Raw genomic sequence first — 12,424 nt, forward strand, 5'->3', positions numbered from 1 at the left:
GACTGCATCGAGCACGGCGCTACGATATTGCCCTATTCAAGGACGCCTATTCCCCTTGACCAAGGGTAGGAGGTCCTGCGTAGGATCGTAGGCTCCTTCCAACTTCCCCGCTTTGGCCGTAGAATCGCCCCTGCATGGCACGCGCGAGCAATCTTGTGATCGGAACGGCGACGCTGGCGGCGATCGCCGTGGCGTTCGGTGGCCTGCTCGGCGTGCAGAAATGGCGCACGATCCAGAGCCGCACCCAGTTGCGTGTGGTGTTCGAGGGCGGCTCCGCCAGCGGGCTGCGCCGCGGTGGGCCGGTCAATTTCGACGGCGTGCCCGCCGGCCAGATCCTGTCGATCAAGCTGGATAATCCGCGCAGGATCGTGGCGCTCGTCATGCTCGACAACACCGCGCCGATCCGCAAGGACACCGTGGCAGGCATCGAGTTCCAGGGCCTCACCGGCATTGCCGCGATCTCACTGATCGGCGGCGCCCCCTCTGCGCCGCCGGTGCCGCTGGACGCAGACGGCATCCCCGTGCTGACGGCCGATCTCAGCGACGCCGAAACCATCGTCGAAACCCTGCACAGCGTCGACCGCACCATCGTGAACAACGCCCCCGCGATCAAGGAGGGCCTGCACACGTTCGAGACCCATACTGCAGACCTCAGGAGCAAGGGCGCGGAGATCGATTCGGTCATGGCCAAGGTCGACAGCGCCTTTGCGGGATTCGACAAGGCGGTCGCGAAGATCGAGGGCGCGGTGCCGGGCTTCGTCGACGGCAAGGCCGACGAGCTGTTCGAGAAGATCCAGGGACTGCACGAGCTTGCCGGGACCATGAAGAAGAAGTCGGCGACCTACCTCGAAGACATTCGCCGCTCGCTGCTCGACGTCAGCGAGGCCGCCAACAAGATGGCGGGAACGCCCGTAGCGCCGCGACCGCCGCGCGCGCCCGAGCAGAAGAAGCGGTAGCTTCCTGACCCTCCCCTGGAGGGGGAGGGTCGATCGCGCGGAGCGCGAGCGGGGTGGGGTGATCTCTCAACGCGAGCAGTGTGAACTGCGGATAGACTGTCACCCCACCTCGGTTCGCATTGCGCTTCGCTGCATGCGAACCAATCCTCCCCCTCCAGGGGAGGATGGCAATCCCGCCGTGGCCCATTAATCGCGCTTACCAGGCGTAGCGCACGAGGCCCTTGCCGGCGTAGGAACGGGTGACGTTCGAGAATTCGCCCTCGAAGGTTGCCGATGCGGACCAGCCGTTCATCCAGTTCATCTGCGCCGATGCCGCGGTCAGTGCGGAATCGCGCGCCTGCGCGGCGCCGTTCACGACGAAGGCCGATCCAGGCAGGGTCTGAAACACCGCGCCGATGGTACGATCCGGATTGCAATCATGCGCCCAGGCGAGGCGGCCGCGCAGGGTCATCAGGCCGCCGGCCGCGGCAAATGACCTGTCTGCACGCAGGCCGAGCTCGGTGCGGGTGCTGGTCACATCCTTGGCGGCATAGTTGAGAGCGAAGACGCTGCTGCCGACCACAGCGAATTCTGAGTAGCTCGGAAGGCTGAACATGGTGGCCTGAAGCGCCACATAAGGCGTAACGCCGATCCATGACATCGCGTGGCGATAGCCACCCTCGATGCGGCCGGAAAACGCGTTGGTATTGAATTGGGCGCGCAGCTGGTCGAATCCGGCGGCGGTGACGACGCGATTGGTGGTAACGTCCTGCCAGCCATAAGCCAGCGCAGCTGTGACATAAGCGGGTCCAGCGGTGTGACGCACGAAAGCGCCGGCCTGGAACAGATCGGAGCGGCCCCAGCCGAGGCCGTTGACGCCGAAACTGGTACCGCCGCCGGCAAGCGCGAAACCTGCGATGATCGACGGCGAGAAACGATAGTCGAGACCGACTGCCGTGCCGTAGACGCTGCTGGTGGTGTCGTTCGAGCCGAGAGCAGCATGGCCGTCGGTGGTCTGCGAGCCGCCGTAGCCGGCCGCCCACACATCCCAGCGCTGCTCGAAAGTCGCAGCCGGCGCCTTGCGGTAGATCGAGGCGAGCGCGTCGCGCGCATCCTTGCCGGGCGCGGCGTAGGCACTTGCGCTCGCGTCATCGGCATATGGCGTTGCGCCTGAAATGCCACTGCGTCCCGAGCCGTAGACGTCGGTCAGCAGGCCGAGGAACAGGTTCATCGCGCTGAAGGTCGTCTGCTGCGAGCCTGTCGCGGACTCGCCGGAGGCCTGCATCAGGCCGTTGGGGCCGAGGCCCGCGAATTCGGCTCGCAGAAAGCCATTGGCGTTGAAGAAATTCTGAAGCGTCTTGGCGACGTTCTTCTGGTTGATGTTGAGGGCGTACTTCGCGCCATAATCGAGTGTGAAATCGAGGTAGACGATACCGGAGGGATCGACGGCCGTGGTGCCAATCAGGCCTCCGGGCGCGGCGACACCGGCGAAATTGTCGGTGGCACCGCCGGAAAACTGCATGATCCTGTACTGCGGCAATATGGTGCTGCCAGCATACAGCGAGACGCCGACTGTACCATTCAGGGTGACGTTACCGAGAACATTGGCAAAGCTCGCGGTGGTCCCGCTGCCGACCTGCACGAGGTAGAGCGCGCCGGACTGGAAGGCAAGGTCGCCCTGAACGAGCATGCTCGAGCCGGGGCCACCGTCACCGGGCGCATAGATGCCACCAGCGGCGATCATGGTGTTGCCGACAATGCCGGCGCCGAACAACGCGCCGCCGGCATTCACGGTAGTCAGGCTCGACTGGGAAATATTCCCATCGACCCGCAGGATGCCGCCGTTCACCATGGTGGCACCGGTGTAGGTATTCGTGCCCGAGAGGATCAGCGTGCCGCTGCCGATCTTCTCCAGCGTGCCAGGACCGGCGGGACCGCAGCCGCAGGGATCGTAGTCGCCGATGACGCCGCTGACCTCGGTCGAGCGGTTGTTGCCGCCGACGACGAGCGTGTTGCCGCCGCCGATGTAGTAGAAGCCGCTGCCTTCGATCGAACCGGCGGTGATGCGGCCGTCGCTGCCGGGGCCGACGCTGACCCCGAAATCGACGATGCCTGTCCCGGTCGTGACAAAGCGCGCGTTGCCGCCGGTGGAATGGTCAAAGAACTCGGTCTTGCCGCCGTCCTTGGTGATGATCGTGGCATTGCCGGCCGTCGTGGACGCGCCGAAATTTGTGAGACCATCAGCTTCATTGATGATGGTCGCATTGCCCGCGGTCGCCGTATCGGAGCCGGACAGCGCACCGAATACTGTCCCGCTGAAATCCTTGTTCACGATCGTCGCCGAGCCCGCCGAGGCTTGCTCGAGGAAAGTGGTGCCGCCGCCATTCCGGTTGGTGATGCTGGCCGTGCCCGCATTGGTGCGGGCAAAGAAGCCGGTCAAGCCACCATCATTGATGATGGTCGCCCGGCCAGCCGTCGCGGTGTCGGTCCCGCTTCCGGTTGAATCGCCGAAATACAACTGGCCTCTGTTGGTGATCGCCATCGAGTTCGCGGAGGTCGCGTTGCGCAACGTTGTCAGACCGGAGAACTCGTTCAGGAACGACGTGACGCCCGACATGTCGGCATTGACGATGTTGAAGAGGCCCTCATTGGTGACAGCCCCAATGATGCTGGCAGTATGGGTCGCATCGCCAAGCTGCAGTGAGCCGCAGTTGCAGATGAAAGTGCCCCCGGTATAGGTATTCGCGCCGAGCAGCGCGAGGAAACCGGGCCCCTGTACGGTGATGCCGCCGCTGCCGGTCATGCGGGACGCGATCGCCGCCGACGGGGCCCCAGTCCCGGTGACATCGTTGGTGAAAAACGTGGTGCCGCCCGAGGCCAGCCTGAGGTCGCCGCCCTGGATGGTGTAAATCGACCCGTCGCCAGTGAGGTCGAAACCCACGAGACTGGTGAGTTGCACGCCGCTTGGTGTAACCGTCACCATGCCGCCTGTTGCCGGCGTCGAAGGACCGCCGCTGCCGAACATTGTGCCGGCTGACAACGGATCGTACACGGTGCTGGTCGAACCGGAGAGGTCCGTCCAGTTGGTGGTCGTGGCGTCCCAGACGCCGCCTCCGCCATTAACGGCACCGTTCGGTGTGGTTTGCGATCCATTGAAGAATTGTTGGGCTCGGGCCGGGGTCGTCGCGACAACTACGCCGAGGGCAAGGCTCACCCCAAATGCCGCGCGAATGGCCGCGGCGGTCCGGCGCGAGCAACCCAGCTCACTCGATGGCAACCAAGCCCCCACGCTCTTCCCCTCACCCGCGGCGCTCCCAGCGGCGCCGCGTGGAACTTAGGCCAGGAGAATGGCCGGTAGAACTACGGTGTATCGAGAATCCGCCAAAGGGGTCGCAAGTTGGGCCTATTCAACAGTCCATGTTGCGCACGCGCCACGGTTTGCCGGGCGCTATTCCCATTCCGCGCATGCGCAGACGTTTCGGAACGTCGGCACATATGGATGGCCATTCACATCAATGGCCGATCATCGAGGCGTCAAAGCCGGCAACCGCTCAATAATTGCTTGGTGATGATCCGTTCGGGATGCCGTCGATCGGGCATTCGTCGGTCCCCGGGGTCGAGCGGGTCATCGCTTCCACCATGTCGCGCGTACCTTCGGGGTCCTTGATCCAGTTCTTGTAGAAATCATACGGGCACGCCGCGACGCCGCGCGGGCTGTCGCCGGAATTGATCATGCCGGTGTAGCCGCGATGGACCAGCTTGTAGAGATGGTTCTGTGACTGGCCGTTGCGGCGCGCATCGCGGATCAGATGTTTCGAGAGCTGGGCGTACTGGATGCCGTAATCCTCCTCGCCGCACTCGCCGAGGGTACGGCCATCGAAGCCGATGATCGCGGAGTGGCCGAAATAGGAATAGACGCCGTCGAAGCCGGCGGCATTGGCGACCGCGACATAGACGTTGTTGGCCCACGCCATGGCCTTGGAGATCATGACCTGCTGTTCCTTGGCCGGATACATGTAGCCCTGGCAACGCACGATCAGCTCGGCGCCCTTCATGGCGCAGTCACGCCAGATCTCCGGATAATTGCCGTCGTCGCAGATGATCAGGCTGACCTTGAGGCCCTTCGGTCCGTCGGAGACATAGGTGCAATTGCCGGGATACCAGCCTTCGATCGGCACCCATGGCATGATCTTGCGGTACTTCTGCACGATCTCGCCCTTGTCGTTCATCAGGATCAGGGTGTTGTAGGGCGCCTTGTGCGGATGCTCCTCGTGGCGCTCGCCGGTCAGCGAGAACACGCCCCACACCTTGGCCTTACGGCAGGCCTCGGCGAAGATCGCGGTCTCCTCGCCCGGCACCACCGACGCCGTCTCGTACATCTCCTTGGAGTCGTACATGATGCCTTGCGTGGAATATTCCGGGAAGATCACGAGGTCCATGCCGGGCAGGCCGACCTTCATGCCAACGATCATGTCGGCGATCTTGCGGGCGTTGTCGAGCACCTCGGCCTTGGTGTGCAGGCGGGGCATCTTGTAGTTGACCACCGCGACGCCGACCGTGTCGTTGCTGCTGGAGACATCGCCGTGAAGCATTTTGAGCGATCCCGTCTCTATTCGTTTGAATTCATCGCGTGCGCTAGTGGCTGATCATCCAGGGTCGCGCCGTCGGAAAGCCCTTGGCGCCGCTCGTGGTCTTCGTCATCAGCCGCGCCGGCTTCTTCCTGTCCGTCGCGCTCTTGTCCTTCACGGTCTTGCCCGAGGAGCAACAGCCGCAGCCGGGGCCGTGCGAGGCCTTATATTGCGCCAGCGTCTGCGGCGCGTGCGTGCTGCGCTCGTTGACGGCGTGCGCCTTGCGCTTGTCTGCCGGCATGCAGAAGAAATTCGGTGCGGTCAGGATCACCCGCGGCGCCAGCGTCTCGCAGTGTGGGCAGCTCTGCGGATCGTCGCATTCCGCCATCGGGCGAAGGTCCTTGAATGGACCGCAGTCGTCACAGAGATATTCGTAGACCGGCATTGCATCATCCCCACGCTGTCGCTTGTTCAATACACCTCGCTGCCACCGTTCGCGCGGAGACAGCCCCTCACCCCAACCCTCTCCCCGTAAGAACGGGGAGAGGGAGCGCACCAGCTACTTGTCCGGTGAGATCGGCATCTGGATGTCGCCGGTGATGTGCTTGATGGGTCCGGCCGCCGACGGCATCACGTCGAAGTCGAAGATCTCGGTCGGCAGCCACAGCGTGGCGCAGGCGTTGGGCACGTCGACCACGCCGGAGATGTGGCCCTGGCACGGCGCAGTGCCGAGGATCGAATAGGCCTGGGCGCCGGAATAGCCGAACTTCTTCAGATACTCGATGGCGTTGAGGCAGGCCTGGCGATAGGCGATGTGAACGTCGAGATAATGCTGCTTGCCGGCCTCGTCCACCGAGATGCCTTCGAAGATCAGATAATCCTTGTAGTTCGGCGTGATCGGCGATGGCTTGAAGATCGGATTCTTGATGCCGTATTTCGACATGCCGTCCTTGATCACTTCCACCTTCAGATGCAGCCAGCCGGCCATTTCGATGGCGCCGCAGAAGGTGATCTCGCCGTCGCCCTGGCTGAAGTGCAGGTCGCCCATCGAGAGACCGGCGCCGGGCACATAGACCGGGAAGTAGATCTTCGAGCCACGCGAGAGATCCTTGATGTCGCAATTGCCGCCGTGTTCGCGCGGCGGCACGGTGCGCGCGCCCTCCGCACCGATCTTGGCCTTCACATCGCCCTTGGCGCGGCCGCCATGGGCGGTCGGCGCGAAAGGCGGATTGGCAAGGCCGGGCACGCGGGTCGGGTTGGTCGAGATCAGCTCGGCCTCGCGCTTGTTCCAGGTCTCCAGCATCTTCGGATCGGGCAGACAGCCGATCAGGCCGGGATGGATCAGGCCAGCGAAGTTGACGCCGGGCACGTGGCGCGACGAGGTGTAGAGGCCCTTGATGTCCCAGATCGACTTCTGCGCCAGCGGAAAGTGATCAGTGAGGAAGCCGCCGCCATTCTGCTTGGAGAAGAAGCCGTTGAAGCCCCACAGGCTCTCCTTGAGCGGGCCGACATCGAGCAGGTCGACGACCAGCAGGTCGCCGGGCTCGGCGCCCTTGACGCCGATCGGACCGGACAGGAAGTGCACGATCGACAGATCGATGTCGCGCACGTCGTCGGCGGAATCGTTGTTCTTGATGAAGCCGCCGGTCCAGTCATAGGTCTCGATGATGAAATCGTCGCCGGGATTGACCCAGGCCACGATCGGGATATCGGGATGCCAGCGGTTGTGCACCATGTCATTTTCATAAGCCGACTTGGTGAGATCGACCTTGATCAGTGTCTCTGGCATCGAGATGCTCCCCTTTTACTACGGTTGGTTAGACGGACAGATATTTCGAGACCTGCGCGGCATCGACAGCGTCGCGCGGATCGTCGCGGACGATCTCGCCGTTCTCAATCACCAGCACGCGGTCGGCGATGTCGAGCGCGAAGCTCAGGACCTGCTCGGAGACGACGATCGAGAGCCCCTTCTCGTCGCGGATGCGCTTGAGGGTGCGCGCCATCTCCTTGATGATCGAGGGCTGGATGCCTTCGGTCGGCTCGTCCAGCAGCAAGACCTTCGGCTTGGTCGCGAGCGCGCGGGCGATCGCGAGCTGCTGTTGCTGGCCGCCGGAGAGATTGCCGCCGCGGCGGCCTTTCATCTCCAGCAGCACCGGAAACAATTCGTAGATGTCTTCAGGCACTTCCGACCCGCCGGAGACGACGAGGCCGGTCTCGATGTTCTCCTTCACGGTCATCGTCGAGAAGATCATGCGACCCTGCGGCACATAGGCGAGCCCCTTGGCGACGCGCTCGTAGCTCGGCAAGGCTCCAAGCTCGGCGCCGTCCATGGTCACCGAGCCGCTCTTGGTCGGCAGGATGCCCATCAGCGACTTCATCAGCGTGGTCTTGCCCATGCCGTTGCGGCCCATGATCGCGACGATTTCGTTGGGCGCGACCTTGACGTTCAGACCGTGCAGCACCTCGCTCTGGCCGTAGGCGACGTGAAGATCGGAAATTGCCAGCATCAGCGCGCTCCTTATTTCTTGCGCATGATCTTGTCCGGAAACCGGACGCCACTTTCCGGGATCATGCGCTAGTGCCCCAGGTACACTTCAACGACCTTGGGGTCGTTCTTCACCTTCTCCATCGTCCCCTCCGAGAGGATCTGGCCCTGGTGAAGCACGGTGACCTTGTGCGCGATGTCCTCGACGAACTTCATGTCGTGCTCGATCACGAGCACCGAGCGGTTCTTGATGATGCGGTTGAGCAGCTCCGCCGTCTTGGCGCGCTCGGACACGCTCATGCCGGCGACGGGCTCGTCCAGCATCAGCAAGTCCGGATCCTGGATCAGCAGCATGCCGATCTCGAGCCACTGCTTCTGGCCATGGCTGAGCAGATCGGCATTCATGTGCAGCCGGTCCTTGAGGAAGATCATCTCGGCGACCTCATGCACGCGGTCGCGCACGGCGGCGTCGCGGGTGAAGGTCAGTGCGCCGAACACCGAACGTCCGCGCGGATAAGAGATCTCCAGATTCTCGAACACGGTGAGATCGTCGTAGATCGACGGGTTCTGGAACTTGCGCCCCACCCCGGTCTTGACGATCTCGTTCTCCCTCATCCTGGTCAGCTCCTTGCCGCGGAACTGGATCGAGCCCGACGTCGCTTTGGTCTTGCCGCAGATCAGGTCGAGCACGGTGGTCTTGCCGGCGCCGTTGGGGCCGATGATGACGCGGATCTCGTTCTCGTCGACGTAGAAGGAGAGATCGTTGACCGCCTTGAACCCGTCGAACGACACGGTGAGCGCTTCGACGGCGAGCAGGAATTCCTTGGGCTGATGACCTACGAGCATGACGATCTCCTCACTCCGCCGGGGCGCCGTCGGCGACCGAGCTGTCGGTCCAGCCATCGGGTTTCGATTTGCGCGAGGCGATCAGGCGATCGATGCGCGGCTGCACATAGTCGCCCCAGATCCCGGCAAGACCGTTCGGGAAGGCCAGGACCACGGCGATGAACAGGCCGCCGAGGCCGAACAGCCACAATTCAGGGAAGGTTTCCGACAGGCTGGTCTTGGCGAAATTGACCAGCAGCGTGCCGTAGATCGCGCCGAGGATCGACAGCCGGCCGCCGACCGCGGTGTAGATCACCATCTCGATCGACGGCACGATGCCGACGAAGGACGGCGACATGAAGCCGACATTGAGCGCGAACATGGCGCCGCCGATCGCGGCGAACATTGCGGCGATGCAGAAGGCGAAGATCTTGAAGTTCGCGACGCTGTAGCCGGAGAAGCGGACGCGGTCCTCCTTCTCCCGCATCGCGACCAGGATCCGCCCGAGCTTGGAGTGCCGGACGAACTGCGCGATCATGATGCAGACGAACAGGCATCCGACCTCGAAGAAATAGAGCACGATCTTGGCGTGGTCGGGGCGGATGTCCCATCCCTTCAACGTACGCAGGTCGGTCATGCCGTTGATGCCGCCGGTGTAGCCCTGCTGTCCGACGATCAGGATCGTCAGGATGGCCGCGACCGCCTGGGTGATGATGGCGAAGTAGGTGCCGCCGACACGGCGCTTGAACATCGCAGTGCCGATGATCCAGGCGAAGATGCCGGGCACGAGGATGATGGCGGCGATGGTGAAGGTGAGGCTGTTGAACGGCTTCCAGAAGAACGGCAGCGCGGTGATCTGATTCCAGTCCATGAAGTCCGGGATGCCGGGGGTCGACTGGATCTTGGTGTTCTCCACGCTCGAGGCCTCGAGCTTGAGGAACATCGCCATGCAGTAACCGCCGAGCCCGAAGAACACACCCTGGCCGAGGCTCAGGATGCCGCCATAGCCCCAGCAGATGACGAGACCGAGCGCGACGAAGGCATAGGTCAGGTATTTTGCGACGAGGTTGAGCCTGAACACATCCAGCGTGAGCGGCAGCACCACCACCAGGAAGACCGCGAGCACCAGAATTCCGATCAGCTCCGATCGATTGAAGAACCGATTGTCGGTCATAACATCAGCCCCATTTCTCACTTGCGGACCTTGAGGGCGAACAGCCCCTGCGGCCGCAGCATCAGGATTCCGACAACGGCGAGCAGCGTCAGCACCTTGGCCATCGAGCCCGACATGAAGAACTCGAGGGTGGATTGCGTCTGCGAGATCGAGAAAGCCGAGGCGATGGTGCCGAGCAGGCTGGCTGCGCCGCCGAACACGACCACCAGGAACGTGTCGACGATATAGAGCTGACCTGAGGTCGGCCCGGTCGAGCCGATCATGGTGAAGGCGCTGCCGGCGATGCCCGCGATGCCGCAACCGAGGCCGTAGGTATAGCGGTCGACCTTTTCGGTGTTGATGCCGACGGCACCGGCCATGATGCGGTTCTGCACCACGGCGCGCACCTGGCGACCCCAGCGCGATTTGTACATCACATAGGCGACGGAGATGGTGATCAGGACGGTGAGGCCCATCACGAAGACGCCGTTGATCGGCACTTCGATGCTGTCGGTCACATGCAGGGAGCCGAGCATCCATTGCGGCAGCTCGACGCCGACCTCGCGCGCACCGAACACGGAGCGATAGGCCTGCTGCAGCATCAGGCTGAGGCCCCAGGTCGCAAGCAGCGTATCGAGCGGGCGCTTGTAGAGATGCCGTATCAGCACCCACTCCACCAGCATGCCCAGCGCACCGGATGCGAGGAAGGCCAGGATCATCGCGAGGAAGAAGTAGCCGCCGAACAGGCCCGGCATGTAGCTCTGGAACAGATTGGAGGTCATCCAGGTGACGTAGGCCCCGAGGATCATGAACTCGCCATGGGCCATGTTGATGACGCCCATCTGGCCGAAGATGATCGCAAGCCCGAGCGCCATCAGGACGTAAACCGAGAACAGAATCAGTCCCGCAAAGCCCTGCATGACGAAGATGGAGCCAAGGTCACCAAGCGAGTAGTCGCCGAACATCGATGTCCTCCGTCGGGGAATAGGGTCCCGCGTCGCGATGCAGAGTCGCGACGCGGGGTCTTGGGCATGGACTTGCGATCCACGCCAGGGAGCTGTTTTGCCTTGGGAGAAACGGCGCCGAACGCCGGGTCTTACTGGTAGCCCTTGGGGAATGGATCCGGCTCGACGAGATCGGCGGTCTCGTAGATCAGCTCGAACTGGCCATCGAGCTTGGCGCGGCCCACGCGGGTCTTCGACCACAGGTGATGGTTCTCGTGAATGCGCACGTAACCTTCCGGCGCGCCCTTGAACTCGACGCCCGGCGACGCCGCCGCGATCTTGTCGACGTCGAAGGAGCCGGCCTTCTCGACCGTCAACTTCCACAGCCACGGGCCGAGATAGGCAGCCTGGGTGACGTCTCCGATCACCGTCTTCTCGCCCCACGCCTTCTTGAACGCCGGCACGAAGGCCTTGTTGTTGGGATTGTCGAGCGACTGGAAGTACTTCATGCAGGCATAGGCGCCTGCGATGTTCTCGCCGCCGATGCCGTCGATCTCGTCCTCGGTCACCGAGATCGTCAGCAGCGGCTGCTTGGCGAGGTCGATGCCGGCGGCCTTGAGCTGCTTGTAGAAGGCGACGTTGGAGCCGCCGACGACGTCGGTGAAGATCACGTCGGGCTTGGTCAGCTTGATCTTGTTGATGACCGAGTTGAACTGGGTCGAGCCGAGCGCATAGTACTCCTCGCCGACGACCTTGCCCTTCAGCACGTTCTCGACGTGCTTGCGCGCGATCTTGTTCGAGGTGCGCGGCCAGATGTAGTCGGAGCCGATGAAGAAGAAGGTCTTGGCACCCTTTTCCTTGGCGATCCAGTTCAGGCCGGCGAGGATCTGCTGGGTCGCCTCCTGGCCGGTGTAGATGACGTTCTTGGACTGCTCGAGGCCTTCATAGAAGGTCGGGTAATAGAGCATGCCGTTGTACTGCTCCATGACCGGCAGCACCGCCTTGCGGGAGGCCGAGGTCCAGCAGCCCATGATCGCCGCCACCTTGTCGTTGACCAGCAGCTTCTTGGCCTTCTCGGCGAAGGTCGGCCAGTCGCTGGCGCCGTCTTCCTGGATGAACTTGATCTTGCGCCCGAGCACGCCGCCCATGGCGTTGATCTGCTCGATGGCGAGCTTCTCGGCCTCGATCGAGCCGGTCTCGGAGATCGCCATGGTGCCGGTCGCCGAATGCAGGATGCCGACCGTGACCTCGGTATCGGTGACGGCGAGGCCCGTGGTGTTGACCGCCGAGGTCGCCGGGGCCTGCGCAAAGGACGCCGGCGGCAGCATCGTGATGGCCGGCACGGCGGCCATCCCCATCAACAATTTGCGCCGCAGCGGCGACAACAGGCCCTTGTTTGCTTCGTCTGACATGAGCACCCCACTTTTGTTCGAGAACACGCGATTGGTGCCGTGAGGATGGCTCGAATTTATGCAGCCCAAGCATACGCAAGATCGCGTATACTGCACCGCAAA

Annotated in this window: 10 protein-coding genes; 1 reads left to right on the forward strand and 9 read right to left on the reverse strand. The window is 63.1% G+C overall.

Going from position 1 to position 12,424, the window contains the following annotated elements; translation table 11 throughout:
• The first annotated feature begins 134 nt into the window (after positions 1-134).
• Positions 135-956: an MlaD family protein gene (locus tag JQ566_RS13085; RefSeq protein WP_212372646.1), complete on the forward strand. Its 822-nt coding sequence runs from the start codon at positions 135-137 to the stop codon at positions 954-956.
• Positions 957-1,152: 196 nt separating this feature from the next.
• Here the strand turns inward: JQ566_RS13085 and JQ566_RS13090 are convergent, their stop codons facing one another.
• The 9 genes from JQ566_RS13090 to urtA all read right to left on the reverse strand — a co-directional run bounded on the left by JQ566_RS13090 (position 1,153) and on the right by urtA (position 12,322).
• The gene (locus tag JQ566_RS13090) at positions 1,153-3,987 is read right to left on the reverse strand and encodes an autotransporter outer membrane beta-barrel domain-containing protein (protein ID WP_349643323.1); all 2,835 of its coding nucleotides are present in this window, start codon (positions 3,985-3,987) and stop codon (positions 1,153-1,155) included.
• A 499-nt stretch (positions 3,988-4,486) separates the two neighbouring features.
• Entirely contained in the window at positions 4,487-5,527 is a 1,041-nt protein-coding gene (locus JQ566_RS13095; protein WP_212372648.1) for an aliphatic amidase, read from the reverse strand.
• 43 nt (positions 5,528-5,570) lie between these two features.
• Positions 5,571-5,948 carry an FmdB family zinc ribbon protein gene (locus JQ566_RS13100; RefSeq protein WP_212372649.1) on the reverse strand — a complete coding sequence of 126 codons (378 nt, stop codon included), beginning with the start codon at positions 5,946-5,948 and terminating at the stop codon, positions 5,571-5,573.
• Positions 5,949-6,062: 114 nt separating this feature from the next.
• Positions 6,063-7,292: a formamidase gene (gene fmdA / locus JQ566_RS13105; RefSeq protein ID WP_157285379.1), complete on the reverse strand. Its 1,230-nt coding sequence runs from the start codon at positions 7,290-7,292 to the stop codon at positions 6,063-6,065.
• Positions 7,293-7,320: 28 nt separating this feature from the next.
• Positions 7,321-8,010, reverse strand: a complete 690-nt coding sequence (urtE, locus tag JQ566_RS13110) for an urea ABC transporter ATP-binding subunit UrtE (RefSeq protein WP_211403603.1) — start codon at positions 8,008-8,010, stop codon at positions 7,321-7,323.
• Between the two features lie 68 nt (positions 8,011-8,078).
• A complete protein-coding gene (gene urtD / locus JQ566_RS13115) occupies positions 8,079-8,834 on the reverse strand; it encodes an urea ABC transporter ATP-binding protein UrtD (RefSeq protein WP_018644391.1) in 756 nt (251 codons plus the stop codon).
• A 10-nt stretch (positions 8,835-8,844) separates the two neighbouring features.
• The gene (gene urtC / locus JQ566_RS13120; protein WP_212372650.1) at positions 8,845-9,987 is read right to left on the reverse strand and encodes an urea ABC transporter permease subunit UrtC; all 1,143 of its coding nucleotides are present in this window, start codon (positions 9,985-9,987) and stop codon (positions 8,845-8,847) included.
• 17 nt (positions 9,988-10,004) lie between these two features.
• On the reverse strand, positions 10,005-10,931 hold the full coding sequence (gene urtB, locus JQ566_RS13125; RefSeq protein WP_212372651.1) for an urea ABC transporter permease subunit UrtB: 927 nt from the start codon (positions 10,929-10,931) through the stop codon (positions 10,005-10,007).
• A 131-nt stretch (positions 10,932-11,062) separates the two neighbouring features.
• A complete protein-coding gene (gene urtA, locus JQ566_RS13130; RefSeq protein ID WP_212372652.1) occupies positions 11,063-12,322 on the reverse strand; it encodes an urea ABC transporter substrate-binding protein in 1,260 nt (419 codons plus the stop codon).
• Between the last annotated feature and the right edge of the window lie 102 nt (positions 12,323-12,424).

The organism is Bradyrhizobium sp. SZCCT0231 (assembly GCF_018130245.1).
GTDB lineage: Bacteria > Pseudomonadota > Alphaproteobacteria > Rhizobiales > Xanthobacteraceae > Bradyrhizobium > Bradyrhizobium japonicum_F.

Coding starts and splice junctions, on each gene's coding strand:
- JQ566_RS13085 (WP_212372646.1), top strand. CDS start 135: ATGGCACGCGCGAGCAATCTTGTGATCGGAACGGCGACGCTGGCGGCG.
- JQ566_RS13095 (WP_212372648.1), bottom strand. CDS start 5,527: ATGCTTCACGGCGATGTCTCCAGCAGCAACGACACGGTCGGCGTCGCG.
- JQ566_RS13100 (WP_212372649.1), bottom strand. CDS start 5,948: ATGCCGGTCTACGAATATCTCTGTGACGACTGCGGTCCATTCAAGGAC.
- fmdA (WP_157285379.1), bottom strand. CDS start 7,292: ATGCCAGAGACACTGATCAAGGTCGATCTCACCAAGTCGGCTTATGAA.
- urtE (WP_211403603.1), bottom strand. CDS start 8,010: ATGCTGGCAATTTCCGATCTTCACGTCGCCTACGGCCAGAGCGAGGTG.
- urtD (WP_018644391.1), bottom strand. CDS start 8,834: ATGCTCGTAGGTCATCAGCCCAAGGAATTCCTGCTCGCCGTCGAAGCG.
- urtC (WP_212372650.1), bottom strand. CDS start 9,987: ATGACCGACAATCGGTTCTTCAATCGATCGGAGCTGATCGGAATTCTG.
- urtB (WP_212372651.1), bottom strand. CDS start 10,931: ATGTTCGGCGACTACTCGCTTGGTGACCTTGGCTCCATCTTCGTCATG.
- urtA (WP_212372652.1), bottom strand. CDS start 12,322: ATGTCAGACGAAGCAAACAAGGGCCTGTTGTCGCCGCTGCGGCGCAAA.